Genomic DNA, 24,170 nt, shown 5'->3' on the forward strand with positions numbered 1-24,170 from the left:
CGCGCCGACGATGGTCGGCAGACCGGTGCCGGCGTGGTTGGCCTGCTCACGACGTGTCAGGCTAGGGCGGTGAGCACGCCGGGCGGTGGGGAGCTGTCGGCCACGCTGCGCCGGATCGAACGATCGGCGGGGGCGTTGGCCACCTCCAGCGTGGCCCGGATGGACGAGACGCTGCCCTGGTTCCGGGCGCTGCCGGCCGACCAGCGCTCCTGGGTGATGCTGGTGGCCCAGGCGGGCGCGAGGTCGCTGGTGCAGTGGCTGCGCGAGGGCGGCGGCACGGCGGACAGCACCCAGGAGGTCTCGGACGAGGTCTTCGCCGCCGCCCCGCAGGCGCTGGCCCGGTCGATCACCCTCCAGCAGACCGTGGCGTTGATCAAGGTGACGATCGACGTGGTCGAGGAGCAGGTGTCGCAACTTGCCGCCGTGGGCGAGGAGCAGCAGCTACGCGAGGCGGTGCTGCGCTTCTCCCGGGAGATCGCGTTCTCCGCCGCCCGGGTGTACGCGCGGGCCGCCGAGTCGCGCGGCGCCTGGGACGCCCGGTTGCAGGCGCTGCTGGTCGACGCGCTGTTGCGTGGTGACTCGCCGGACGTCCTGGCCAGTCGGGCCGCCGCGCTCGGCTGGGCGGACGCACCGCCGGTGGCGGTGGCTGTCGGTCGGTCGCCCGGCGGCGAGGTCTCCGCGGTGCTGCACGTGGTCTACCGCCAGGCCCGCCGGATCGGCGTGGAGGTGATCGGCGGCGTGCACGGCGACCGGCTGGTGATCGTGCTGGGCGGCGCACCTGACCCGCTGACCGCCACGGCGAAGCTGCTGAGCGCGTTCGGGGACGGCCCGGTGGTGGTCGGTCCCGCCGTACCGAGCCTCGACGAGGCGACCGAGTCGGCGCGGGCCGCGCTGTCCGGCTTTCGGGCCGCACCGGCCTGGCCGAGCGCGCCCCGGCCGGTGCTGGCCGCGGACCTGCTGCCAGAGCGGGCCCTCGCCGGCGACGCGGAGGCCCGTCGGCGGCTGCGTCACGATGTGTACGCGACGCTGGTGCGCGCCGGTGGGGAACTGCTGGCGACCCTGGATGCCTTCCTGGCCGCCGGTGGCACGCTGGAGAGCGCGGCACGGGCACTGTTCGTGCACCCGAACACGGTGCGCTACCGGTTGCGCCGGATCGCCGAGGTGACCGGGTTCTCGCCACTGTCGCCGCGAGACGCGTTCGCCCTTCAGGTCGCGCTGACCGTGGGTCGGTTGGATCCGGTCGCCCCGCTGGCCTCGCAGGTCCCGACTCAGACAATGACCCCGGCTACCCGGAAATCCGCCCAAACCGAGGATGATCCCCGCCGATCTTTGTAGGAAACCTCTAAAGGTCCTAGTGTGGTTTGGTCGAGGGCGGCACCGCGTTACCCGCCTTTATCCGGGAGAGTCATAGACGTGCTCGCCGTACTTAGTCCCGGCCAGGGTTCTCAGAAACCCGGCTTCCTGACCCCCTGGCTCGACCTGCCTGGCACTGAGGCGCGACTGCGCGACTGGTCGGCGTTGGCCGGGGTCGACCTGCTGCACCTGGGCACCGACGCCGACGCCGACGAGATCAAGGACACCGCCCGCACCCAGCCGTTGCTGGTCGCCGCGGCGTTGCTCGCGGCCGAGCACCTGCCGCTGGACGGCGTCGCACTCACCGCCGGCCACAGCGTCGGCGAGTTGGGTGCCGCCGCCCTGGCCGGTGTGCTGTCGGCGGACGCAGCGATCACCCTGGCCGGCGTCCGTGGCCGTGAGATGGCCGCCGCGTGCGCGCTGGAGCCGACCGGAATGGCCGCGGTGCTCGGCGGCGACCCCGACGAGGTGATCGCCGCGATCGAGGCGAACGGGCTCTACCCGGCCAACCGCAACGGCGCCGGGCAGATCGTCGCTGCGGGCGCGCTGGACGGGCTCGACAAGCTGGCCGCCGCGCCGCCCGCCCGGACCCGGATCATCCGACTCCAGGTGGCCGGTGCGTTCCACACGCCGTACATGGCTCCGGCCGAGACCGCGCTCGCCGCGGAGGCCGCCGGGATCACCCCCGCCGACCCGGCCCGGACCCTGCTCTCGAACCTCGACGGCACCGCCGTCGACAACGGCGCGGCCATGGTGCAGCGCCTCGTTCGTCAGGTCACCGCGCCGGTGCGCTGGGACCTGTGCATGCGCACGCTGGCCGACCTCGGGGTCACCGGCGTGATCGAGCTACCCCCGGCCGGCACCCTCGCCGGCCTGGTCAAGCGGGAACTCAAGGGCGACGGCGCCCCGGAGATCGTCACCCTCAACACCCCGGACGACCTGCCGGCCGCACGGGACCTGATCGCCCGTATCGGAGGTCGTTCATGACTGGCAGTCGCATCGTCTCGATGGGGCACTACCAGCCCTCCCGGGTGGTGACCAACGACGACATCGCCCAGCTCGTCGACACCAACGACGAGTGGATCCGCGACCGCGTCGGCATCGTCAGCCGGCGGATCGCCGACAGTGAGACGGTCGCCGACATGGCCGCCGCGGCCGCCGGCAAGGCGCTGGCCAACTCGGGCCTGACCGCCGCCGACATCGACCTGGTCGTGGTCGCCACCTGCTCCTCCATCGACCGTAGCCCCAACGTGGCCTGCCGGGTCGCCGCCAAGCTGGGCATCACCGCGCCGGGCGCGTTCGACCTCAACACCGCCTGCTCGGGCTTCGCGTACGCGCTGGGCACCGTCGACCACGCCATCCGGGCCGGGGCGTCGCGCAACGCGATCGTCATCGGCGCGGAGAAGCTGTCCGACTTCACCGACTGGACCGACCGCTCCACCTGCATCATCTTCGCGGACGGGGCCGGGGCCGCAGTGGTCTCCGCCACCGCCGACGACGAGCCAACCGGCATCGGCCCGGTCGTCTGGGGTTCGGTGCCGGACAAGAGCGACGCGGTCCGCATCGAGGGTTGGCGCCCGTACATCCAGCAGGAGGGTCAGGCGGTGTTCCGCTGGGCCACCACCGCGATCGCGCCACTCGCGCTCCAGGCCTGCGAGCGGGCCGGGGTCGACCCGTCGGAGCTGGCCGCGTTCGTTCCGCACCAGGCCAACGCCCGGATCATCGACGGCATCGCCAAGCGGCTCAACATCCCCGACGCGATCATCGCGAAGGACATCGTCGAGGCCGGCAACACCTCCGCGGCGAGCGTGCCGCTGGCCCTGTCCAAGCTGGTCGAGCGCCGGGAGGTGCCCTCGGGCGCACCGGTGCTGCTGTTCGGCTTCGGCGGTGGCCTGACCTACGCCGGTCAGGTCGTCCGCTGCCCCTGATGACCCCCTCGGCGCGTACGCGTCCAGGAGCGGCGGTCGGCGACGCCGGCCGCCGGAGAACCCCGATGAAAGGAACCAACCGCAATGACCCGTGACGAGATCACCACCGGCCTCGCCGAGATCCTCGAAGAGGTTGCCGGGGTGAACCCGGACGACGTGGCCGAGGGGAAGTCCTTCACCGACGACCTCGACGTCGACTCGCTCTCGATGGTTGAGGTCGTGGTCGCGGCCGAGGAGAAGTTCGGCGTCAAGATCCCGGACAACGAGGTGCAGAACCTCAAGACCGTCGGCGACGCTGTCAGCTACATCGCGGCGCAGTCCTGATCATGAGTCGTCCTGACGTCGTCGTCACCGGGCTCGGCGCGACGACCCCGCTTGGCGGGGACGTCGCGTCGACCTGGGACGCAATGCTCGCCGGCCGCTCCGGGGTGAGTGCCCTCACCCAGGAGTGGGCCGAGCAACTGCCGGTCCGCATCGCCGCCCAGTTGGCCGTGGAGCCGTCCGAGGTGCTGGACCGGGTCCGCCTGCGCCGCCTGGACCGTTCCGAGGCGATCGCGATCATCGCGGCGCAGCAGGCCTGGGCGGACGCCGGCCTCGCAGGCTCCGACCTCGACGGTGAGCGGTTGGCCGTCAGCGTCGGCTCCGGCATCGGCGGTGCCACCACCCTGCTCGCCCAGGACGACATCCTGGAGGCGTCCGGGCCACGGCGGGTGTCCCCGCACACCATCCCGATGCTGATGCCGAACGGCCCGGCCGCCTGGGTCGGGCTGGAGCTGGGCGCCAAGGCCGGCGTGCACTCGGTGGCCAGCGCCTGCGCCACCGGCGCCGAGGCGATCGCCCTCGGCCTGGACATCATCCGCTCCGGCCGGGCCGACGTGGTGGTGGCCGGCGGCACCGAGGCGGTCATCCACCCGCTGCCGATCGCCGGCTTCAGCTCGATGCGGGCCATGTCGACCCGCAACGACGACCCGGAGCGGGCCTCCCGCCCGTGGGACCGGGGCCGGGACGGCTTCGTCCTCGGCGAGGGCGCCGGCATCGTGGTGCTGGAGCGGGCCGAGCACGCCGCGGCCCGGGGCGCCCGGGTGTACGCGCGCCTCGCCGGCGCCGGCATCACCTCCGACGCGTACGACATCGTGCAGCCGCACGCCGAGGGCGAGGGCGCCATCCGGGCCATCGCCAAGGCGATCGCGGACGCGGACGTGGCCAAGCGGGACATCGTGCACGTCAACGCGCACGCCACCTCGACCCCGGTCGGGGACATGCTGGAGATCGGCGGGCTGCACAAGGCGCTCGGCGACCACCCGGTGCTGTCCGCGACGAAGTCGATGACCGGTCACCTGCTCGGTGCGGCCGGTGCGCTGGAGTCGATCGCCACCATCCTGGCGATCCGCGACAGTGTCGTTCCTCCGACGATCAACCTCGACGACCCGGAGCCAGGCCTCACCCTGGATGTCGCCGCGCACAAGGCCCGCCACATGGAGATCCCGGCCGCGTTGAACAACGCGTTCGGCTTCGGCGGCCACAACGTGGCGCTCGTCTTCGCCCGTCCCTGAAATCCCGCGAAAGGGCCCCTCCTCGTCGAGAGGAGGGGCCCTTTCGTCGTTCAGCCTCGGTTGCGGGGGTGCTGTTTCGCGGTGCGCTCGTTGCCGTGGCGGTAGTTGCCCGTCCAGCGGGCCATCACCAACTGCGGGTCGTCGTCGACCTCGGCGAGGAACTCTGCGGCCCGAGCGCCGCGCAGTGTGCCGGCGACCCGGCCGTGGTGGGTGATCACCACGGTGCCGTCCGCCCGTTGCATGTGCCGGAATCCTGCTGCCGCTCCCATGGGGCGAGGTTGTCAGACCGACCGGGGGCAGGGCGACCCGATTTCGGTCAGGTATGCAGCGATCCCGATTGACGTCGGGAGACCGCACGGCTTAGATGGGCCGACTGAAGATCGACTGACGGGGATCACCACCATGGACACTCGTACCCGCGTCGCCGTGTCGGCGGCTGCGCTCACCCTCGGCCTGCTGACCGGCTGCGGCGACGACGACGCCGCTCCCGCCGGGCCCGCGGCCGGCGCCCCGGCCCCACAGGCCACTGGCGAACCCTGGTACGACGAGCTGGCCCCCGCGTCGCCCAGCGGCACCACCGGCGGCGCGAGTTCCCCCTGCCCGGTACCTGTGACGTTTCCGCTGGCCGAAGGGTGGACGGCCAAGGCCATCGAGCCGCCCAAGGGTGAGCTGGCCGAGCTGCTCGGCGAGGCGCTCACCAAGCGCGGCGGCACCACCGTGCGCTGTGAGGTGGACGGCCGGCCGGCCGGCGGCGGATTCCTGCGGATCTGGGCGGCGGACTCGCCGACGGTCACGCCGCGCGCCGCGCTGGAGAGTTTCGCCGCCGGGGCCGGCGAGACGGTCGCCGGCCAACAGTTCCGCGACCTCCGCGCCGGCGGCTTCGACGCCACCGAGATGACCTGGCTCGCCACCAACCCGCTGGTCGAGGACGAGGATGAGTCGCGAAACTGGGCGCTGGCCGTCCAGTCGGCTGGGCAGACGCTCGTCTTCGCGGTCAACGAGGGGCTGATCACCGAACGGACCGACGTGCTGCCGGCGTACCGACTCGCGGTGCGAGGGCTCGCCAAGGGCGAGTGAGGTGGGCGCTGACCTGGCCGTGCCGGACGGTCAGGTACCGCAGGTCGTCGCGGGCAGTCCGGGAACGGCCACCGGGGACCGGCCGCCCGGCCGGGCCTTGCCGGCGAGCACGGCGGCCAGGGCGGTCATCGACGCCCGGCTGGAGGAGTACGTCGCCAGCAGCGTCGGTGACTTCGCGTCGGCCAGCACGTACGGGGTGTCCATGGCGACCGTGACCGCCGCGTCGGGGCTCAGGTCCTTGCCGCCGTCTCCGTAGCCCACCAGGTGCACGATCGTGCCGCCGCTGGGCTTGACCTGCACCCCGGCGGCGGTCAGTGCGGCGGTGAGGATGGCCCGGGTGCCGTCCCGACCGCCGGACGTGGTGACGGTGACCGGCCCGCGTACCGCTCCGCCACAGGCGCCCCTCAGCACCGTGACGGCGGCGGCGGCCAGCGCGTCGGCCGCCGCCCGGTGCTCCGGGGTGTTGAGGGTGGACATCTGCGCCGCCGGCAGCTCCGCGAGCCGGAACTTCATGGTCAGCACCCGGGTGACCGCCTCGACCAGTCGGGTCCGGGGCAGCGATCCGCCGCGCAGTGCGGCGAGCAGCCCGTCGTACGCCTGACCGACGTTCGGGGTCATCAGGATGAGGTCGTTACCGGCGTTGAGCGCCCGGACCGCCGCCTCGCCGGGAGCCCAGCGCTTCGCGGGCGGCATGTTCATCCCGTCGGTGATCACCACGCCCTTGAAGCCGAGTTGGCCGCGCAGCACGTCGGTGAGCAGCTTGTGCGAGAACGTCGCCGGGGTCCCCGGGTCGATCGCGCGCGCATCCAGGTGACCGGACATCACGGCCATCGCGCCCGCGTCCATCCCGGCGGTGAACGGCGGCCACGCGCCGCTCTGCAACGCCGCGGCGGACTGGGTGAGCACCGGCAGGTCCTGGTGCGAGTCGTCGGCGCTGTGGCCGTGCCCGGGGAAGTGCTTCAGGGTGGCCGCGACCCCGACCGCCTGGAGGCCACGGACCGCGCCGCCGACCTGCGCGGCGGCCTGCTTCGGGTCGGCGCCGTACGACCGGGAGCCGATCACGGTGCTGCGGGTGGCCAGCACGTCCGCCACCGGGGCGAAGTCGATGTTGATGCCCATCGCGGCCAGCTCGGCGCCGGCGGCCCGCCAGGCGGCCTCGGTGAGCTTCGGGTCACCGGCTGCGCCGGCCGCGAGGGCGCTGGGCAGCACGGTGACCCCGTCGGTCACGCGGGTGACGACGCCGTACTCCTGGTCGGTGCCGATGAGCAGCGGCGCCGAATCGGCGGCGAGCCGACCTGCGGCGGTGCGCAGCCCGGTGGTGAGCTCGTGCACCTGCTTGGGGTTGTCGACGTTCGTGGTCTCCTGGTTGCCCTTGGTCGGGTCGTCGGCGCTGAAGCCGACCAGGATCAGGCCACCCAGTCGGTACTTGGCGATCATGTCGGCGGGGGTGTCCACCCCGGCGAGGGCCTGGTTACCGGCCGCCGAGCCGGCGGAGACCTTCGTCGCCGAGTCGCCGTAGGCGTACGGCATCAGCACCTGGCCGACCAGGTCCTCGTCGGACAGCGTCGCCACCAGCGCGGCGGCGCGGCTGGCGGGGTCGCTGACCGGCGGCGCGGCCGGGACGCTCGGGCCCGCGGACGTACCGACCGGGCTGGGCGTCGGCGTGGGGCGCTCCGGGTCACCTGAGCAGCCGGAGACGAGCAGGGCGGTCAGGGCGGCGACAGCGACACTGGCGCGCCACGGGCGATTCGACACGCCGCCCATCCCACCAGCTTCTCCCTTATCGGGGCAACTTGACCTTACCGGTCGTCACCGGCGCGACGGCGTACGGCCAGCGGCCCGCAGGCCGGGTCAGCCGACCCGAGTGAGCAAGGTCACCGGGGCGCCGTCCCCGGCGTACCGGTAGGGCTCCAGGTCAGCGTCCCACGCCGTGCCGAGCGCCTTGTCGAGGGCGTGCGCCAGCGCCTCGGGGGCCCGGGAGGCCGCCATCAGCGCCCGAAGGCGGTCCTCGCCGAGCTGGATGTCGCCGGCCACGCCGACCGTTGCCCGGAACAGGCCACGGGCTGGCACGTACATGAAGCGCTCACCGTCGGCACCGGGACTCGGCTCCTCGGTGACCTCGAAACGGATCATGGGCCACTGCCGTAGGGCAGCAGCCAGCTCGGCGCCCGTCCCCGGACGACCGGTCCACCCGCACTCGGCCCGGCGTGCGCCGGGGTCGACGGGCTGAGCCGTCCACTGCAGGTTGACCGGCGCGGCTAGGACGCGCGCGATCGCCCACTCGACGTGTGAGCACACGGCGAGCGGGGTCGAATGGACGTATACGACGCCACGCGTTGGCACGGTGACCTCCCGGAGAGCGAGGTGCGTCTTCCCCTACGACCTCGTCCACCCAGGTGGCTGCTGCAACACATGATGACTCCTGTGACGCGTGATGCGCCAGGGAATCGGAAAAAACGCCGGGTGGAATAGCCGGACGGGTGGTCGCCGTTGCCTCTCAGGACACCGCGGCGACCAGCATGATGTCGTGGTCCTGTACAGTTCCACCGGCGGCTTATGCCGCGTTACACCTTCGCGGGTCGAGTCACGTACGACCCGCACACAGCCCCCGGACGTCCAGTCCTCCCGTACGTCTTGCAAGGAGTACCTCCGTGGCGAGCAACACCTCTAAGACCGCGCGCGCGTCCGTCCGGGCCGGCCAGGCTGGCCAGGGTGGCGCCCTCAGCGTGCTGGGCGAGTTCAAGTACCTCATCCCGCTCAACGGCGGCAAGCACGCCTACGTGCGGAACCTGACCAACGGCAAGACCGCGCACCTGCGCACGGACTCCGACGCCTTCGTCGAGGAGATCCGCGTTCTGGCCGCCGCCGGCCACGCCGCCAAGATCCGGGCGGAGATCAACAACCTGGCTGCCACCCACCCGGGTGACGGCTGGGAGGCCACCGAGAAGCGCCTGGTCGCGGCCGGCGTCTTCGAGGGCTGAGCCCCTCCCCCACCGCACCAACGAAACCGCCCGCCGGGAGTTCCCGGCGGGCGGTTTTCGCGTGCCCGGGGCCGTGTCCGGGGCCGGGTCAGCCTGGATCGAGGGGTAGGCGGCGTAGAGCCGCACGCCGGCGCTCAGAACAGCCGGGTCAGCCCGGATCGAGCAGGGCGACCTCGCCGCTGGCCAGGTCGTAGAGGCCGCCGACCACGGCCACCCGGCCGGCCGCCACCGGTCCGGCCAGGAGATCGTCCTCGCGCAGGGTGCGCACCGTACGCCGGACGTGCCGGCGGATCGCCAGCGGCTGCACCGCCGGATCGTCCAGCCCCGCGTCGGTGACCGCCGGAGCGATCTCGTCCACCAGGTGCGCCAGCGACCCGCCGGGACGCTGCCCGGTGCGCAGCGCCTCCACCGTGGCCTGCACCGCACCGCACCGCTCGTGGCCGAGGACCATCACCAGCGGTACGCCGAGCTGGCCGACCACGTACTCGATCGAGCCGCAGACCGCGCGATCGAGCACGTGCCCCCCGGTACGGATCACGCAGATCGCGCCGAAGGTCTGGTCGAAGATGGCCTCCAGCGGCACCCGGGAGTCGATGCAGCCCAGCACCACGGCGTACGGCTGCTGGTCGCCGGAGGCCGCGGCGGCGGCCGTGACGTCGTGTCCGTGCACCGGCTGGCCGCTGACGAACCGCCGATTGCCGGCGAGCAGGGCGGCCAGCGCGGCGCGGGGCGTACCGCCGGCCTGCCGCCCCGGCCCCGACGTCGCACCCATGGGCGCTCCCGACGACCCCATGCCGTTCAGCTTGGCCCGCCGCCGTCGGGCACGGGCGAGGTCGGGAATGTTCGCCACGGCGTGATTGGCGTGGTGTCATGGCGGGTAGCCGGTGTTACCGCCGGGTATCCCGGTGCTGGTGGTACTGGGCGGCCCTGGGGAGGCGGCGATGCCGGAGCGGTTCGAGGTCGGTCTGCCGGACGGTGTACGGCTCAACGTTGAGGCGACGGGTCCGACGGACGCCGAGGTCACCGCCATCCTGCTGCACGGCTGGACGCTGGACGGGCGTGCCTGGCACCGGCAGGTCGACGCGCTCACGGCACCGCCGTTCGGCAGTGCGGTGCGGGTGGTCGCCTACGACGCGCGGGGGCACGGCCGGTCCAGTTGCATGGCGCTGCCCACGGCCACCCTGGCCCAGTTGGGTGACGACCTGGCGGCGGTGATCGACGCGGTCGCGCCGACCGGCCCGGTGGTGCTGGTCGGGCACTCGATGGGCGGCATGACGATCATGGAGTACGCCCACCGCCACCCCGCGCACTTCGCCGCCCGTACCGCCGGCCTGGTTTTTGTCTCGACCACCGCCGAGGGGCACACGCACACCGTCTACGGGCTCTCGCCGCGGATCGCCCGGTTGATCCGGCTGGCCGAGACGACCGGCGCCGGCGTGCTGGCGCGGTGTGGCTCGTGGCGCGCGCCCCGGGCACTGCTGAAAGCGCTGCAACCGAGCATCCGGTGGATGCTCTTCGGTGACCGCTGCGATCCGGCCGACATCCGCCTGGTGACGTCGGCGGTGGCTCGGGCCTCGCTGCGCTCGATCGGCGGGTTCCGCGCCTCCATCGGCACCCAGCACCGACTGGACACCCTCACCGCGTTGGCCCACCTGCCGGCCGCCGCCCTGGTCGGCGACCGGGACCGGCTGACCCCGCCGCCGTGCGCCGAGTCGATCGCGGCGGCTCTGCCGGCGACCGAGCTGACCGTCTGCCCGGGTGCCGGGCACATGCTGATGATGGAACGTCCGGACGAGGTCAACGCCGCGCTCACCGGCGTGGTGCGGCGGGTGCTCGCCGAATCGCCGCCGGCTCACCGTGGCGCGTCGCCCGCCGAGACGCCTGCCTGAGCACGTTCGCGCACCTCGGGCGCGGCGGGTCGGCTCCGGGGCCGTACTCTTCTCGGTTGGCCCGCGCGGTTCCCGCCGCCTGCCGGCGACCTCTGAAGGAGCGTGCGTTGACCGACCAGTCCGGCCTGGAGCAGGAGATCGCCGTCGAGCAACGACACCTCGACCGGGTGTACGCCCGACTGGCCGAGCTGCGGCGGTCGGCCGTCCGCGCCGAGCGTGACGGCTACCGGATGGCCCGGGTGGGCACGCACGGCGCCCTGGTCGAGCGCGACGCGATGGTCTTCCACGCGGCGCAGCGGCGGCACACCCTGGACGCCGAGCACGAGGGGCTGGTCTTCGGCCGCCTGGACCTGCGCGACCGTCAGGTGCTGCACGTCGGGCGACTGGGGATCCGCGACGAGAACGCCGTCACGCTTGTCGTCGACTGGCGCGCGCCGGCCGCCGCCGCCTTCTACCAGGCCACCCCTGCGCAGCCGCTGGACGTGGTGCGGCGGCGCACCATCCAGTCCCGCGCCGAGCGGGTCACCCGGATCGAGGACGACCTGCTGGACCCGACGGCCGCCCCGGAGGGGATGACCGTCGTCGGTGACGGCGCGTTGCTGGCCACCCTGTCCAAGGCCACCGGCCGGGGCATGCGTGACATCGTGGCGACCATCCAGCGGGAGCAGGACGAGGCGATCCGCTCGCCCGGCTCCGGGGTGACGATCGTCGCGGGCGGCCCCGGCACCGGCAAGACCGCTGTCGCCCTGCACCGGGCCGCGTTCCTGCTGTACTCCGACCGCAGCCGCTACGCCGGCGGCGGCATCCTCGTGGTCGGCCCGTCGTCGGTCTTCGTCGAGTACATCGGCTCCGTGCTGCCGTCGCTCGGTGAGGACACCGCGACCCTGCACTCGCTGGGCACCCTCTTCCCGGGAATGACCGCCACCCGCCCCGACCCGCCCGAGGTGGCGGCGGTGAAGGGCTCGCTGCGGATGCGCCGGGTGCTGGAGCGGGCGGCCCGCGACGCGGTGCCGGGCGGCCCGGGTGAGCTGCGGCTGCTCTACCGGGGCACGCTGCTGCGGTTGGACCGGGCCGCGCTGGACCGGATCCGGGACCGCGCGCTGCAACGCGGCGCACGACGCAACGAGGTGCGTCGGGCCGGTTTCGACGGGGTGTTCGCCGCGCTCTGGGCGCAGGCCCGTGAGCTGAGCAGCGGCCGACTGCCGGAGCAACCGGCCTTCGAGGCGGAGATCGCCGAGCGGTCGGAGTTCCGGGAGTTCCTCAAGGCGTGGTGGCCTCGGCTGCACCCCCGGCACGTGCTCGGCTGGTTGGCGGAGCCGGACCGGCTGCGCCGGTACGCCGGGGGGATCCTCTCCTCGGCGGAGATCCGGCTGCTCAACGCCGCGTACCGGAACCTGGACTCGGCCGGGCTGACCATCGCCGACGTGGCGCTGCTGGATGAGTTGGACGCGCTGCTCGGTAAGCCCGCGCAGCCGGCCCGCGCGCGACGCGATCCGTTCCAGCTCGCCGGCGGCGTCCGTGAGCTGAGCACCCTCGGTGAACGGCAACGGGCCGCCCGCGCGGCGGCCCGGGAGCGTCCGGAGGACTACCGGGAGTACGCGCACGTGGTGGTGGACGAGGCACAGGACGTCTCGCCGATGCAGTGGCGGATGATCGGTCGACGCGGCCGACTGGCCTCCTGGACCGTTGTGGGCGACCCCGCGCAGACCGCGTGGACCGGCGATCCGGAGGAGCTGACCCGAGCCCGCGACCAGGCGTTGGGCCGGCGCAAGCGACACGACTTCACGCTCACCACCAACTACCGCAACTCGGCGGAGATCTTCGCGGTGGCGGCGGCGGAGATCCGTCGGCTCTACCCGGACCTGCCGCTGCCGACCGCCGTTCGCTCCACCGGGGTCGAGCCGGTGGAGCTGGTGGTGCCCGCGACGGGGTTGGAGACCGCGACCGTGGAGGCCGCCGCCGGTCTGCTGGCCGAGGTGGAGGGCACGGTCGGGGTGATCACGCCGGTCCCCCGCCGGGACGAGGTCGCCGGTTGGCTGGGCGCGCTCGGCGCGCCCAGGTTGCAGGTGGTGACCAGCCTGGAGGCCAAGGGAATGGAGTACGACGGGGTGGTGCTGGTCGCCCCGAGCGAGATCCGGGCGGATCCGGGCGCCGGGGTGCGCACCCTGTACGTGGCGCTCTCCCGGGCCACCCAGCGGCTCACCACCATCGACCCGACCGGCTGACGTGTGCGGACTGCCGCCGGCGGACGCCCTGCCCGCACACTTGCACACATAGCGATGTGAGCATACATTTGACCGGGTCCCGGCCAGCGGCGGAAGGTGGTTCTCGTGGGCGCAGGTCATGACCACCACCATGGGTCCGTCGCCAATGCCGCACACCAGCACCGAGGTCGACTCTGGGCGGCTTTCGGGTTGCTCGCCACCCTGATGGTGGTCGAGGCCGTGGCCGCCCTGCACACCGGCTCGCTAGCCCTGCTCTCCGACGCCGGGCACATGTTCACCGACGTGCTCGGCATCGGGATGGCGCTCGCCGCCATCACGGCGACCCGGCGGGCCACCGGCGACCCGCAGCGCACCTTCGGGCTCTACCGGCTCGAGGTGCTCGCCGCGCTGGCCAACGCCGTCCTGCTCTCCGGCGTCGCGATCTACGTGGTAGTCGAGGCGATCCGCCGCTTCGGTGACCCGCATGAGGTCGTCGCCGGCCCGATGCTCGTGGTGGCCGTACTCGGCCTGCTCGCGAACATCGCCGCCTTCGCGCTGCTGCGCGCCGGAGCCCGGGAGAGCATCAACCTCCAGGGTGCCTACCTGGAGGTGCTCGGTGACCTGCTCGGCTCGGTCGGCGTCATCGGCGCTGCGCTGCTCATCACCGTCACCGACTGGTGGTGGGCCGACCCTCTGGTCGCGGTCGCCATCGGCGTGTTCATCCTGCCGCGCACCTGGCGGCTGGCCCGCGCCGCCATCCGCATCCTGGTGCAGGCCGCCCCGGAGCACCTCCAGGTGACCGCCGTGCACGACCGGCTCGCCGCCGTCCCCGGTGTCGTCGAGGTGCACGACCTGCACGTCTGGACGCTCACCTCGGGCATGGAGGTGGCCTCCGCCCACCTGACCATGGCACCGGGCGCGGAGGTCGGCGCGGTGCTCACCGCGGCGCGTACGGCCCTGCACGACGACTTCCGCATCGAGCACGCGACGTTGCAGATCGAGCCCGGTGCCGCCTCCGGAGCGTGTGGCTCGATCGAATGGTGACCGGGGATTTTTGGAGCATTTCTCAACTTTCGCGGTAATTTTCCGTGGCGACGCACGCACCGTCCGTCACATTGGCTGCAGCGGCCCCATTGGCACCGGTAGGCTCGGTCCCGGCCTCCACCAGGCGGCGCCCTCCCGGCGCCGGTGGCGGTCGCCGCCTAATCGCCCAACCAGGCGAACCGGGGAACCATGTTCCTGGGGTGCATCCGCGTCAGCGGTAGGGATCTTCCGTCCCGAACCCGTCAGCTAACCCGGTCGGCGGCTGACGGAAGGACATGCGCAGTGGCACCAGCACGACCACCCGCCGCCCGACTGGCGGCCCTGATCGTCGCGATGTTCGCCCTCGGCGTCGCGCTTCCGGCCGGCACCGCCTCGGCCGCTCCCCCGACCGGCCTGCGGGCCGCCGCACCCGACTCCGACGAGGAGGGCGGCACCCCGGCGCTGCGGGCCCAACTCGAGGCGGCCAGCAAGGGCTACCTGGACGCGAAGCGCGCCCTGGACACCTCCGTGCAACGGCAGAAGCAGCTCGCCACACAGATGAAGACCATCGAGGTCGAGATCGAGCAGCGCAACGGCAAGGTCGGCGAGATCGCCGAAGTGGCCTACCGCACCGGCCGGCTCGGCGCGATGTCGGCACTGCTCAACAGCAACACCCCGGAAGGTTTCATGGACCGGGCGGCCGCGCTGGACGCGGTGGCCGCCAACGAGGACCGGGTGCTGCGCGACCTGCTGAACAGCAAGGACAAGGCCAATCGCACCCGGGTCGCCCTGGACGGCGAGATCACCGAACAGCGCAAGCAGGTCGCGGTGATGGCCAAGCGCAAGGAGCAGGCCGAACGGGCCCTCACCGTCGCCACCACACCCAAACCGCAGACCACCGCCGACACCGGCTCCAACCGGGGCACCTCCAGCGCCAACGCGACGGCCGCGCCGCGCAACTCCGACGGCTCCTGGCCCTCCGAGTCGTGCAGCGTCAACGACCCCACCCCGGCCAGCGGCTGCATCACCCCCCGCACCCTGCACGCGCTCAACCAGGCCAAGGCCGCAGGGTTCACCCGGTACGTCTCGTGCCACCGCCCCAGCGGCTCCGGCGAACACCCGAAGGGCCGGGCCTGCGACTTCGCGGCGCAGAAGGGCGGCTTCGGCGGGGATGCCACCGGCGGCGACAAGACCTACGGCAACAACCTGGCCGCGTACTTCATCCGCAACGCCGACCGGCTCGCCGTGCTCTACGTGATCTGGTACCGGCAGATCTGGCTGCCCAGCAGCGGGTGGAAGTCGTACAGCGGGGCGGGCGGCGACCCGTCCAGCGACCACACCAACCACGTACACCTGTCGGTCTACTGACCCACGCGTCGTGATGCCTGTGAGTCATCGTGATGACTCACAGGCATCACGTACGTCCGGGGCCCGGCTACGTCGCCGGGCGTACCCCTGATGTCGTCGCTCGTCGGACGACCCTGCCACGGTCCGCGGGCAGCATCGCGGTATGCCTCGGATCCGACCCACCACCCGCAAGGCGCTGCTCACCCTGCACCTCGTCACCTCGCTGGGCTGGCTCGGCGCCGACCTGGTGCTGCTCACCCTCGGCATCGCCGTGCAGCGAGGTGCCGACCCGGCGGTGGTCTATCCGGTCACGGCCCTGGTCGGCACGATGCTGTTCGCGCCGCTGAGCGTCCTGGTCTGGCTGATCGGACTCGCCAGCTCGCTGCTCACCCCGTGGGGCCTGCTGCGCCACCGCTGGGTGCTGGTCAAGCTCGTGCTCACCACGGTGATGGTCGGGCTGGTGCTGTTCCTGCTCACCCCGAACCTGCGTCACGCCGGAGCGGTCGGTGCCGCCCTGCCCGCCCGGGATCGCGCCGACCTGGTCATCGCGCCGGCGGTGTCGACCAGCCTGATGATCATCGCGACGGTGCTGTCCACCTACAAGCCGTGGGGCCGGCGCCCCGCCGCCCGACCCGCCCACACGAGCCGTGATCGCGCCGCAACCACGAAGTAGGCGCCGCCCCCGCTGCGCGCAGGGAGCAGGTCAAGGCCGCCGCTACGCGCGATCTTGCCCTGCCCCGCGATCTTGCCCTGCCCCGCGATCTTGCCCTGCCCCGCGATCTTGCACTTACTGTCCCGACACATGGGGCATCCCGCCGATATCGACAGCCGGAACTGCAAGATCGACGCAGCGGGCGATGCGGGCGGGGCGGGGCGGCGGGGCGGGCGGGTCAGGTGGGCGGGGGGTTGCCGGTGCGGTCGAGGGCGGCGCCCAGCCGGGTGGCGAGGGCGAGGTGAGCCGCCTGGGCCTGGCGGAACGCGTACCTGAACAGTGGCCTCGGCGCGGTCAGGGTGATCTCGACGTCGATGCGGACCAGGCCGTCCGGCTCGGGGCGTAGTCGGGTGTGGTTCCGCACGGTGGTGGACGGCCACTGGCGGGCAACCATGACGATCTCGTCGGCCTCGCTGATCAGCACGTCCGCGTGGTAGGTGGTCCGGAAGCGCAGCGGACCGGCCGCCAACCGGTCGTTGATCGTGTAGCTGGCCTGGGCGCCGGGCCGGGGCGGCACCCGGCGAACCCGGACGATCAGCGGATGCAGCTCGCCCTGCCGGGTCAGGTCGCTGAGCAACGCTGCCGCCTCGGCGGGTGAGCACCGGGCCTGGACGGTGTAGCTGAAGGTACCGCTGCTGAGCACACCGTCTCCCGCCGCCGTTGGTGGCCCGATCGTCCCGTACCGATGTCTGGCTGGCAACGCCCCCGGCGCCCTCAGTGCCGTGCCGGACCGGGCCGATGCGACGACCTGTCACCACCTGCGCCATTAAGGTCGGTTAGTACAAAATCTTCCGTAGATGCCGGAGGGCGGCCAGCATGAACGGCGACGACCGATGAGTGGGCACGTGATGGTCTTCGCGCCCACTCCGCAGCTGACGGTGACGGTGGACCAGCCCAACGACCACCCCGAGCTACACCTGCACCCTGGCGGGCAGGGCGTCTGGCAGGCGCGGATGGTGATCTCCCTCGGTGTCGACGTGGTGCTCTGCGCCGCCCTCGGCGGTGAGATCGGCCAGGTGCTGGAGCCGTTGCTGGTCAGTGAGGGCGTGGACCTCAAGGTGGTGGTCCGTGACTCCGGCAGCGGCGGGTACGTGCACGATCGCCGCGAGGGCTCCCGGCAGGAGATCGCCGACGTGCCGGGGCAGCCGCTGAGTCGGCACGAGATCGACGAGCTGTACAACCTCGCCCTCGGCGAGGGCCTGCGGGCCTCGGTGAGCATCCTCAGCGGGCCGAACGAACCGTGGCTCGTACCGGCCGACCTGTACCGACGCTTCGCCGCCGACCTCGGCGCGAACGGCGGCCGGGTGGTGGTCGACCTCTCCGGCGATCACCTCGGTTCGGTGCTGGAGAGCGGGGTGTTCTTCCTCAAGGTGAGTCACGAGGAGTTGATCCGCGACGGCCGCGCCCGCAGCGACGACACCGAGGAACTGACCCGGGCCATGTACGAGCTGCATGCGGGCGGCGCCGAGACGGTGGTGGTGAGCCGCGCCGACCAGCCGGCGTTGGCGCTCATCGACGGGGAGCTGTTCCAGGTCGAGATGCCCCGGCTGGAGGCCGCCGACCCGCGCGGCGCGGGCGATTCGATGACGGCCGGAGTGGCGGCCGTCGTGGCCAGGGGCGGGGACATTCGGACCGCCATCCGCACCGGCGCCGCCGCCGGCGCACTGAACGTGACCCGGCACGGCCTGGGCACCGGGCGGCTGGACTCGATCACCGGGCTGGTGGACCGGGTCCGGCTGGTGCCGGCGGACAGCCGGCAACAGGAGCGGACCACCCCGGACGAGTTGGCCGGCCGGGTGGTCGAGCGATGACCCTCCGTGTGTTGATCACCAATGACGACGGGATCGCCGCGCCCGGCATCCAGGCGCTGGCCTGGGCCGCCTGGCAGCGGGGCCTGGACGTCGTGGTGGCCGCGCCGATGGAGGAGGCGAGCGGCACCAGCGCCGCGATGAGCGCCATGGAGCGCGACGGGCGGGTCATCGTGAACGACCACCCGCTGCCGGACCTGGCGGGTGTGCCGGCGTACGGGGTCGCCGGATCCCCGGGCTTCATCACGCTGATCGCCCTGCACGGGGCGTTCGGCCCACCGCCGTCGGTGGTGCTCTCCGGCGTCAACCGGGGCGCCAACGCCGGCCGGGCGGTGCTGCACTCCGGGACCGTGGGCGCCGCGTTCACCGCCGCCACCAACGGCTGCCGGGCGATGGCGGTCTCCCTGGACGTGCTCTCCGCCGGCGAGGCGACGGCCGCGAGCGGTGGCGCCGCCGTGGACGCCGCCGCCCGGGTACGCGACGCCGAGCGGCACTGGGGCACCGCCGCGCGGGTCGCCCTGGACCTGCTCCCCCGCTTGACCTCCGCGCCCATGGAGAGCGTGCTCAACGTGAACGCCCCGGACCTGCCGCACGGGCAGCTGCGCGGGGTGCGGCGCGGCACCCTGGCCAGCTTCGGTCAGGTGCAGATGACGGTGGCCGAATCCGGCCACGGGTTCGTCCGTACCTCGCTGGAGGAGCCGGGGCAGGCCGCACAGCCGGGCACGGACGTGGCGTTGCTGGCCGCCGGGTACGCGTCGGTGACGGCCATCCGAGCGGTCACCGAGGCGACCGACATCGACCTGACCGGCCTGGACGAGCATCCCTGACGGGGAACGCCCGGCGCGCTCAGGCGCCGGGCAGCACCTCGCGGGTGGCGGCGCCGGCGAAGTAGGGCTCCGGAGCGCCGAAGAGGCCGAGCAGGCCGGTCACCCAGAGCTGCCGGTGCACGAACCGGCTCGGCTCGGTGACCACCAGCTTGACGTCGCTGACCTCGGCTGTCTGGAAGCCGGCGACCATGGCGCTGATGCCGACCGAGTCGATGAAGGTGACCAACCTCATGTTGAGTTCGATGCGCAGGGGGCGGCCCTTGGCCAGCACCTCTGCGATCGCTTCGCGCACCTCGTACGCTGTGTCGACGTCGATCTCACCCCGTGGGGCGATCTCCACGACACCACCGGACAGAACCGACTTCACGATCGACAGGCTCACGCGAGCACCTCCACCCGCCCGTCCCCCGGGCGCCTCATCAGTACGCGGGCCGCGACCGAGAGTATTCCTCCGACGGCCTCGGTCGCCACCCCTCGGGATGAGCAATTCGCGGATCCGGGCCGACAAAGTCACCCATATCCGCACTTTTCAGTATCTGATTACTCAAGACTTTTCGTTATCTGACCATCGACGATCGGTCGTGACCGACGCGCCGCCGAACCAGGGTAGCGGTCCGGACCCGGCGCGCCCGACAACCGGCCCACGACGTACGCCTGCCCCGTGTGCCGTCGGCGTGTCGCCCACCGCCGGCCGGCACGATCCGCGCCCCCGGTTGCCGACGCGCCCTAGCATCGGCCGGGACACCACCGCGACGGAGAGGATCCTCGATGATCAAGCGACTTGCCGGGCTGGCCGGCGTCGGTGTTCTGCTCGCCCTCGTCCTGGCCTGCGGTTTCGGTGGCGGGGGCGACGATGACGACGATGATGACGACGACTTCGCCCGAGGTGTCGCCGTGTCAGCGGTGCGCTGATTCGGTGGCGCGCCGGGTTCCGGTGCGCCGAGCTGTCGGTGCTCCGCGGAGGTCGGGGTTTGCGTCCGGCTGACGCGGGGCACTGCGGGGTAGGCGACACCGTGACGCGCTGGAAAGACGCCGAAGTCCGAAGTGGCCGGCGACTTCGGCACCCGAGGAGGTAACCACGATGTTCGGAACCAACCTGCTGGACCGCCGCAGCAAGCCGGAGCGGATCGCGGATCAGGCCTGGGAGCACATGCTCTCGGCCGTCAGCTATGCCGGAGACAGTGTGCGGGACACCGCCCGCTCGGCCCGCCAGAACAGCAGCGACCTCGCCGACGGGGCGGGTGACCTGGTGGGATCCGCCGCCGAGGAGGCGCGACGCCGAGCCTCGCTGGCCTTCGACGCGCTCGCTGGCCGCCAGCCGGCACTGCCCTGGACGCTCCTGATCGGCGCCGCGCTCGTCGGCGCGGCGGTCGGCTGGGCCGTCGGCTCCGCCGCGCGGGCCGCCGGCAGTCGGGACGACCGTGCCGTCGACGACGTGGAGTTCGTCGACGTCGACCGCCCCAACTCCCCCGCCATCTGAACGACAGCGCCACCACGGGCCCCGATCGACCCCAAGGTCGAGCGGGGCCTGCCGTCGTGGTGCTGGGTGGACCCGGTCCGCCGGGTGCCGGACCCCTCAGGCGGCCCGGCGGACCGGTGTCTGGTGGTGATCCGGGTCCGGGCCCGGATCACCCGCTCAGCGACTCGTGCAGGTGATGGCGGCCGGGGACGTGTTGCGACCGGCCCACGAGCCGAGGAAGCCGGCGGTGGTGCTGGCCCCGGCGGCGAGCGCTCCGTTCCAGCCCGTGTCCCGGACTGACACGGCGGCTCCGGTCTGGGTGTGGGTGCCGCCCCAGAACTGGTCGATCCGCTGGCCGTCGGCGAAGGTCCAGCCCAGCGTCCAGCCGGCGATGGGGGCGCTTCCGGCGTTACGGACCACCAACTCGGCCTGGAAACCGCCGGACCAGGAGCCGGTCACCCGGTACGTCGCCGCGCAGCCGGCGGACGGCGGCGGCGTGGTGGGCGGCGGAGTGGTCGGAGGCGGCGTCGTCGGCGGCGGCGTGGTGGGCGGTGGCGTCGTCGGCGGGGGCTCGCCGCCGGTACGGTCAGCGACCAGGATGCCGCGACCGTTGGTGCCGAGGTAGACCCGACCGTAGACACGCGGGTCGCCGGTCAGCGCCTCGGTCGGATTGCCGTACTGGTGGCGGTCGTCGTTGACGCGTACCCAGGTCGCGCCGGTGTCGTCGGAGCGGTGCACGCCCGGTTGACCGTTCACCGTGCCGTAGAGGAACACGGCGGGGTTGGTCCGCCCGGGTGCCGCCTTGCCGAAACCGACGTTGCCGGAGGCGCTGACGCCGTCCAGCCTGGTGAAGCTGGCGCCGGCGTCGGTGGAGCGCCACAGACCACCCGGCCCCGCCAGCCACAATTCGCCGGCCCGGCCCGGCAGTGCCTTGAACCGCACGTCGGTGGTGGGCAGCCCGGTCGCCGCGGTCGGGGTGAAGCTGGCCCCGCCGTCGGTGCTCAGGTAGAAACGCCCGCCGCTGAAGCCGTAGAACCGGGTGGGGTCGACCCGGTCGGACTCGACCGTGGCGTTCGCCGGGATGCCGGTCGACGCTGCCCAGGAGTTGCCGAAACCGACCGAGTGGACGACGCGTTGGCCCGCGTCACCGGGTGCCCAGACGAAGCGGCTGCCGTCGGCCGCGGCGGCCACCGTGCCGCCCAGGTTGACCCCGGACGGTTCGGTGCCCTGGAACCAGGTGGCGCCGCCGTCGGTGGAGAAGGCGACGTGACTGTCATTGGGTCGGTCGGCGTCGGTGAAGTTGCCGGCGCGCACCAGCACCGCGGGCTTGCTCTCGGCGTAGTCGAGGCTGGTGGTGGACGTGAACACCGGCTGGGTGAACAGCATCGACGGGATCGCGTCCAGGTCGGTGTGCCGGAAGCCGCCGACGTCGCCGAGCGCGCTGATCAGGGGTGCGCCGCTGGGCGGGCTGATCAGGTCGAGGACCGCGGTCTCCTCCAGCCCTCGGACCATGGGCCGGAGGGTGAACTGACCGCCGGTGTCCCACCTGGTCAGGTCGGTGGTGCCGTAGATGGTGGCGCCGGTGCCGTACATCATGCGGTTGGAGTCGTGCGGGTCGATCTCCACCGACTCGTTCATCCAGCCGAGCTTGGGCGCGTCCTCCGGGGGTGCCGGGTTGAGACCGAAGGTCAACCAGGGCACCGAGCTGATGTCCATGGTGTAGCGGCGGGACCTCTCCGGGTAGTTGCTGAACTCCCAGATCCGCGTCCAGCTCGCCCCGCCGTCGGTGCTGCGGAAGAAGATGGCGTCCGGCCACCAGGAGACCTGGGTGGCCACCAGCAGGGTGTTCGGGCGAAGCCGATCGATGGTCAGCCCGCTGTAGCCGAAGTAGGCGTCGGCGCTGGTGGAGGGCACCGGGCTGATCCGCGTCCAGGCCCCGGTCGACCGGGTGAACTTCCAGACGTCGCCCTTGCCGCCGTCGTACGGGCCGCCGGTGTCGCTGGTGGCGATGTAGAGGTGACCACCGACCGGGTCGACGACCCCCTTGTGGGCCAGGTAGCCGGTGGGCTGGCCGGGGATGCGCCCCCAGGTGACGCCGCCGTCGGTGCTGCGGTAGACCGGGTTCTCCTTGTCCGCCACGCCCACGTAGATGGTCTGCGTGGTGGAGCCGGCGGTGCCGGTGCTCTTGTCGAAACTGACCCAGGTCAGGCCCTGGTTCTGCCCGTTGTAGCCGTTCGGGTCGCTGGGGTCCGCCCGGTAGTTGCCGACGTTGGGGAAGGCGGCGACGCGGGCCCAGGTCACGCCGTGGTCGGTGCTACGCCACAGCCCGTTGCCGCCCTCGGCGCCGTAGTACACGATGCTGTTCCGGTTGGGGTCGACGGCGAGCCGCTCCCCCATGCCCCGGCCCGGCATGTTGCCGCCGTTCTTGAACGGCAGCTCGGTGGCCTGCCAGGTGGCGCCCTTGTCGGCCGAGCGCAGGATCGCGCCGTTGTTCGGGTCCCAGCCGTTGGTGTACATGCCGACCGCGGCGTACACCCGGTTGGTCTGCACCGGGTCGGTGGCGATGCTGACCACGCCGTTGTAGCCCCAGCGGTCGGCGCCGACCCAGTCGAGCAGCGGCGTCCAGGACTGGCTGGTCTGTTCCCAGCGGTACGCCCCACCGATGTCGGTGCGCGCGTAGATGAGGTTCTTCTCGGTGGGGTTGAAGACGATGCCGGGCACGAAGCCGCCACCGCCCACCGGGACGTTCCGCCAGGTGTACGCCTCCGCCGCGGCCGGAGTGGCGGCCGATCCGGCGGCGGTGAACGGGACCACCACGACGGCTGTGGCGGCGGCCAACACGGACACGAACGCGCCGGCGAGACTTCTCCGCATCTGCGGTTCCTCTCGGGATGAAACCCCGGGGGAACGGGGTCGATCGCCTGGGTGACGCCGTGGCCCGGGGGACGAGCACGACGACGGGGACGAGCAGAGCTGCCCTGGCTCCACCACCCGACGCGACGGCTCCCGCGATCGAGGAACGCGATTACCGTAACCGAAATCGGCTCGCTTTGGAAGCGCTCCCACCATCGATGTTCGTCCCCACTTCCCACCCGTGCCGCCCAGCTCCGGGCCACGCCGTCACCCGGTCCGGGCGAGGCCGGCTCACCCGGGGCGGCGGCAGGATCGCGACACGGCGGACCTCCGGCCGCAGCCACCACCCGGGCCGCCATCGGAACAGCGGAGGAGGGGCACATGGCCATCGCGGAGATCAATCGCACCGACCAGGACATCCAATCCGCCGTGCTCGACGAGCTGACCTGGGAACCACGGGTGCAGCCGCACGAGATCGGCGTGACCGTCGCCGAGGGCGTCGTCACCCTGACCGGCCGCGTGGACAGCTACGCCAAGAAGTGGGCCGCCGAGCGGGCCGCCCACCGGGTCGCCTCGGTCCGGGCGGTCGCCAACGACGTGGCCGTGCAGCTCACCAACGGCACCGAGCGCGCCGACAGCGACCTGGCCGCGGCGGCCAGCCACGGGCTGGAGTGGGACGCGTTCGTACCCATCGAGAAGCTCCAGGTCACCGTCTCGGCCGGCTGGGTGACGCTGCACGGCGACGTCGAGTGGGAGTACCAACGCCGAGCCGCCGAACGCGCGGTGGCCCGGCTGACCGGCGTACGCGGGGTGAGCAACGGCATCACCGTCCGACCGGCCACCGCGCCGGACGGCCGCGACCTGGCCGACCGGATCGTCGACGCCCTCGCCCGGGCCGGAGCGACCGAGGCCGAACGGATCAGCGTCCGGGTGCACGGCGACACGGCGATACTCGCCGGGTTGGTGCACTCGATGCCCGAACGGGCCGAGGTCGAGCAGGTGGCCTGGTCCGCGCCGGGCATCCGGGAGGTGCAGAACCACATCGCGGTCGCCCCGGTGCTGCGCTGAGCGGGCGCGTGCGCCCGCTCAGCGGGCGCTGAACGGGCGCGGAACCACCCGGGGTGGGTGAGCCGGCCTCACCCACCCCGGGAGCAGG

The 24,170-nt window shown here is 72.6% G+C and carries 23 protein-coding genes, 1 pseudogene and 1 riboswitch; of the genes and pseudogenes, 17 read left to right on the top strand and 7 right to left on the bottom strand.

Features of this window, described 5'->3' with window-relative positions; genetic code table 11:
* The first annotated feature begins 33 nt into the window (after positions 1 to 33).
* The 5 genes and pseudogenes from ACFYP0_RS13070 to fabF all read left to right on the top strand — a co-directional run bounded on the left by ACFYP0_RS13070 (position 34) and on the right by fabF (position 4,834).
* On the top strand, positions 34 to 1,335 hold the full coding sequence (locus tag ACFYP0_RS13070) for a PucR family transcriptional regulator (protein ID WP_355494103.1): 1,302 nt from the start codon (positions 34 to 36) through the stop codon (positions 1,333 to 1,335).
* A gap of 78 nt (positions 1,336 to 1,413) precedes the next feature.
* A pseudogene (locus ACFYP0_RS13075) lies at positions 1,414 to 2,331 on the top strand (ACP S-malonyltransferase); the annotation flags it as partial.
* A 5-nt stretch (positions 2,332 to 2,336) separates the two neighbouring features.
* Positions 2,337 to 3,281, top strand: a complete 945-nt coding sequence (locus ACFYP0_RS13080; RefSeq protein WP_355494102.1) for a beta-ketoacyl-ACP synthase III — start codon at positions 2,337 to 2,339, stop codon at positions 3,279 to 3,281.
* Between the two features lie 84 nt (positions 3,282 to 3,365).
* A complete protein-coding gene (locus ACFYP0_RS13085) occupies positions 3,366 to 3,605 on the top strand; it encodes an acyl carrier protein (RefSeq protein ID WP_030330276.1) in 240 nt (79 codons plus the stop codon).
* 2 nt (positions 3,606 to 3,607) lie between these two features.
* On the top strand, positions 3,608 to 4,834 hold the full coding sequence (gene fabF, locus ACFYP0_RS13090) for a beta-ketoacyl-ACP synthase II (protein WP_124855678.1): 1,227 nt from the start codon (positions 3,608 to 3,610) through the stop codon (positions 4,832 to 4,834).
* A gap of 50 nt (positions 4,835 to 4,884) precedes the next feature.
* On the opposite strand, the gene ACFYP0_RS13095 is transcribed toward fabF, so the two are convergent.
* On the bottom strand, positions 4,885 to 5,103 hold the full coding sequence (locus tag ACFYP0_RS13095) for a hypothetical protein (RefSeq protein WP_124855676.1): 219 nt from the start codon (positions 5,101 to 5,103) through the stop codon (positions 4,885 to 4,887).
* A gap of 133 nt (positions 5,104 to 5,236) precedes the next feature.
* On the opposite strand from ACFYP0_RS13095, the gene ACFYP0_RS13100 reads away from it, so the two are divergent.
* Positions 5,237 to 5,911: a lipoprotein gene (locus tag ACFYP0_RS13100; RefSeq protein WP_124855674.1), complete on the top strand. Its 675-nt coding sequence runs from the start codon at positions 5,237 to 5,239 to the stop codon at positions 5,909 to 5,911.
* A gap of 30 nt (positions 5,912 to 5,941) precedes the next feature.
* Here the strand turns inward: ACFYP0_RS13100 and ACFYP0_RS13105 are convergent, their stop codons facing one another.
* Both ACFYP0_RS13105 and ACFYP0_RS13110 read right to left on the bottom strand, forming a co-directional pair.
* The gene (locus ACFYP0_RS13105; RefSeq protein WP_386995798.1) at positions 5,942 to 7,675 is read right to left on the bottom strand and encodes a glycoside hydrolase family 3 protein; all 1,734 of its coding nucleotides are present in this window, start codon (positions 7,673 to 7,675) and stop codon (positions 5,942 to 5,944) included.
* Positions 7,676 to 7,762: 87 nt separating this feature from the next.
* The gene (locus tag ACFYP0_RS13110; protein WP_091409261.1) at positions 7,763 to 8,254 is read right to left on the bottom strand and encodes a DUF3145 domain-containing protein; all 492 of its coding nucleotides are present in this window, start codon (positions 8,252 to 8,254) and stop codon (positions 7,763 to 7,765) included.
* A 308-nt stretch (positions 8,255 to 8,562) separates the two neighbouring features.
* Between ACFYP0_RS13110 and ACFYP0_RS13115 the strand changes: the two genes are divergently transcribed.
* Positions 8,563 to 8,892 carry a hypothetical protein gene (locus tag ACFYP0_RS13115; protein WP_030330285.1) on the top strand — a complete coding sequence of 110 codons (330 nt, stop codon included), beginning with the start codon at positions 8,563 to 8,565 and terminating at the stop codon, positions 8,890 to 8,892.
* Between the two features lie 148 nt (positions 8,893 to 9,040).
* Here ACFYP0_RS13115 and ACFYP0_RS13120 read toward each other — a convergent pair whose 3' ends face one another.
* Positions 9,041 to 9,664 (bottom strand): carbonic anhydrase, encoded by a 624-nt coding sequence (locus ACFYP0_RS13120; RefSeq protein ID WP_355494229.1) that lies wholly within the window; start codon positions 9,662 to 9,664, stop codon positions 9,041 to 9,043.
* Positions 9,665 to 9,833: 169 nt separating this feature from the next.
* Here ACFYP0_RS13120 and ACFYP0_RS13125 point away from each other — a divergent pair, with 169 nt between their 5' ends.
* The 5 genes from ACFYP0_RS13125 (at position 9,834) to ACFYP0_RS13145 (ending at position 16,028) form a co-directional block, all read left to right on the top strand.
* Positions 9,834 to 10,781 (top strand): alpha/beta fold hydrolase, encoded by a 948-nt coding sequence (locus ACFYP0_RS13125; RefSeq protein WP_355494100.1) that lies wholly within the window; start codon positions 9,834 to 9,836, stop codon positions 10,779 to 10,781.
* Between the two features lie 107 nt (positions 10,782 to 10,888).
* Complete coding sequence (locus tag ACFYP0_RS13130) at positions 10,889 to 13,006, top strand: HelD family protein (protein WP_124855666.1); 2,118 nt, start codon at positions 10,889 to 10,891, stop codon at positions 13,004 to 13,006.
* A gap of 105 nt (positions 13,007 to 13,111) precedes the next feature.
* Positions 13,112 to 14,029 (top strand): cation diffusion facilitator family transporter, encoded by a 918-nt coding sequence (locus ACFYP0_RS13135; RefSeq protein WP_355494099.1) that lies wholly within the window; start codon positions 13,112 to 13,114, stop codon positions 14,027 to 14,029.
* A gap of 145 nt (positions 14,030 to 14,174) precedes the next feature.
* Positions 14,175 to 14,306, top strand: a riboswitch (cyclic di-AMP (ydaO/yuaA leader).
* A gap of 5 nt (positions 14,307 to 14,311) precedes the next feature.
* Positions 14,312 to 15,376 (top strand): coiled-coil domain-containing protein, encoded by a 1,065-nt coding sequence (locus ACFYP0_RS13140; RefSeq protein WP_386995802.1) that lies wholly within the window; start codon positions 14,312 to 14,314, stop codon positions 15,374 to 15,376.
* 142 nt (positions 15,377 to 15,518) lie between these two features.
* Complete coding sequence (locus ACFYP0_RS13145; RefSeq protein WP_355494098.1) at positions 15,519 to 16,028, top strand: hypothetical protein; 510 nt, start codon at positions 15,519 to 15,521, stop codon at positions 16,026 to 16,028.
* A 217-nt stretch (positions 16,029 to 16,245) separates the two neighbouring features.
* Here ACFYP0_RS13145 and ACFYP0_RS13150 read toward each other — a convergent pair whose 3' ends face one another.
* Positions 16,246 to 16,710 (bottom strand): SRPBCC family protein, encoded by a 465-nt coding sequence (locus tag ACFYP0_RS13150; protein ID WP_355494097.1) that lies wholly within the window; start codon positions 16,708 to 16,710, stop codon positions 16,246 to 16,248.
* Between the two features lie 190 nt (positions 16,711 to 16,900).
* On the opposite strand from ACFYP0_RS13150, the gene ACFYP0_RS13155 reads away from it, so the two are divergent.
* Positions 16,901 to 17,878 carry a 1-phosphofructokinase family hexose kinase gene (locus ACFYP0_RS13155; RefSeq protein WP_181518436.1) on the top strand — a complete coding sequence of 326 codons (978 nt, stop codon included), beginning with the start codon at positions 16,901 to 16,903 and terminating at the stop codon, positions 17,876 to 17,878.
* Complete coding sequence (surE, locus tag ACFYP0_RS13160) at positions 17,875 to 18,702, top strand: 5'/3'-nucleotidase SurE (RefSeq protein WP_355494096.1); 828 nt, start codon at positions 17,875 to 17,877, stop codon at positions 18,700 to 18,702. The genes ACFYP0_RS13155 and surE overlap by 4 nt, the downstream gene beginning before the upstream one ends.
* Before the next feature lie 19 nt (positions 18,703 to 18,721).
* On the opposite strand, the gene ACFYP0_RS13165 is transcribed toward surE, so the two are convergent.
* Entirely contained in the window at positions 18,722 to 19,084 is a 363-nt protein-coding gene (locus ACFYP0_RS13165; RefSeq protein WP_124861320.1) for an STAS domain-containing protein, read from the bottom strand.
* Positions 19,085 to 19,470: 386 nt separating this feature from the next.
* Between ACFYP0_RS13165 and ACFYP0_RS13170 the strand changes: the two genes are divergently transcribed.
* The gene (locus ACFYP0_RS13170; protein WP_158629639.1) at positions 19,471 to 19,614 is read left to right on the top strand and encodes a hypothetical protein; all 144 of its coding nucleotides are present in this window, start codon (positions 19,471 to 19,473) and stop codon (positions 19,612 to 19,614) included.
* A gap of 169 nt (positions 19,615 to 19,783) precedes the next feature.
* Positions 19,784 to 20,182 carry a hypothetical protein gene (locus ACFYP0_RS13175; protein WP_355494095.1) on the top strand — a complete coding sequence of 133 codons (399 nt, stop codon included), beginning with the start codon at positions 19,784 to 19,786 and terminating at the stop codon, positions 20,180 to 20,182.
* 156 nt (positions 20,183 to 20,338) lie between these two features.
* Here the strand turns inward: ACFYP0_RS13175 and ACFYP0_RS13180 are convergent, their stop codons facing one another.
* Complete coding sequence (locus ACFYP0_RS13180) at positions 20,339 to 23,035, bottom strand: cellulose binding domain-containing protein (protein WP_355494094.1); 2,697 nt, start codon at positions 23,033 to 23,035, stop codon at positions 20,339 to 20,341.
* A gap of 360 nt (positions 23,036 to 23,395) precedes the next feature.
* Between ACFYP0_RS13180 and ACFYP0_RS13185 the strand changes: the two genes are divergently transcribed.
* Positions 23,396 to 24,082, top strand: coding sequence for a BON domain-containing protein (locus ACFYP0_RS13185; RefSeq protein WP_124861313.1), 687 nt, complete (start codon positions 23,396 to 23,398; stop codon positions 24,080 to 24,082).
* Positions 24,083 to 24,170 lie beyond the last annotated feature (88 nt).

The sequence above is a fragment of the Micromonospora arida genome, from assembly GCF_042873195.1.
Taxonomy (GTDB): domain Bacteria; phylum Actinomycetota; class Actinomycetes; order Mycobacteriales; family Micromonosporaceae; genus Micromonospora; species Micromonospora arida.

Excerpts from the sequence above, each read along its gene's own strand:
- ACFYP0_RS13155 (WP_181518436.1), top strand. The coding sequence starts at position 16,901 with ATGAGTGGGCACGTGATGGTCTTCGCGCCCACTCCGCAGCTGACGGTG.
- fabF (WP_124855678.1), top strand. The coding sequence starts at position 3,608 with ATGAGTCGTCCTGACGTCGTCGTCACCGGGCTCGGCGCGACGACCCCG.
- ACFYP0_RS13185 (WP_124861313.1), top strand. The coding sequence starts at position 23,396 with ATGGCCATCGCGGAGATCAATCGCACCGACCAGGACATCCAATCCGCC.
- ACFYP0_RS13170 (WP_158629639.1), top strand. The coding sequence starts at position 19,471 with ATGATCAAGCGACTTGCCGGGCTGGCCGGCGTCGGTGTTCTGCTCGCC.
- ACFYP0_RS13125 (WP_355494100.1), top strand. The coding sequence starts at position 9,834 with ATGCCGGAGCGGTTCGAGGTCGGTCTGCCGGACGGTGTACGGCTCAAC.
- ACFYP0_RS13105 (WP_386995798.1), bottom strand. The coding sequence starts at position 7,675 with ATGGGCGGCGTGTCGAATCGCCCGTGGCGCGCCAGTGTCGCTGTCGCC.
- ACFYP0_RS13100 (WP_124855674.1), top strand. The coding sequence starts at position 5,237 with ATGGACACTCGTACCCGCGTCGCCGTGTCGGCGGCTGCGCTCACCCTC.
- ACFYP0_RS13080 (WP_355494102.1), top strand. The coding sequence starts at position 2,337 with ATGACTGGCAGTCGCATCGTCTCGATGGGGCACTACCAGCCCTCCCGG.
- ACFYP0_RS13095 (WP_124855676.1), bottom strand. The coding sequence starts at position 5,103 with ATGGGAGCGGCAGCAGGATTCCGGCACATGCAACGGGCGGACGGCACC.
- ACFYP0_RS13085 (WP_030330276.1), top strand. The coding sequence starts at position 3,366 with ATGACCCGTGACGAGATCACCACCGGCCTCGCCGAGATCCTCGAAGAG.
- ACFYP0_RS13175 (WP_355494095.1), top strand. The coding sequence starts at position 19,784 with ATGTTCGGAACCAACCTGCTGGACCGCCGCAGCAAGCCGGAGCGGATC.
- surE (WP_355494096.1), top strand. The coding sequence starts at position 17,875 with ATGACCCTCCGTGTGTTGATCACCAATGACGACGGGATCGCCGCGCCC.
- ACFYP0_RS13120 (WP_355494229.1), bottom strand. The coding sequence starts at position 9,664 with ATGGGTGCGACGTCGGGGCCGGGGCGGCAGGCCGGCGGTACGCCCCGC.
- ACFYP0_RS13180 (WP_355494094.1), bottom strand. The coding sequence starts at position 23,035 with ATGCGGAGAAGTCTCGCCGGCGCGTTCGTGTCCGTGTTGGCCGCCGCC.
- ACFYP0_RS13145 (WP_355494098.1), top strand. The coding sequence starts at position 15,519 with ATGCCTCGGATCCGACCCACCACCCGCAAGGCGCTGCTCACCCTGCAC.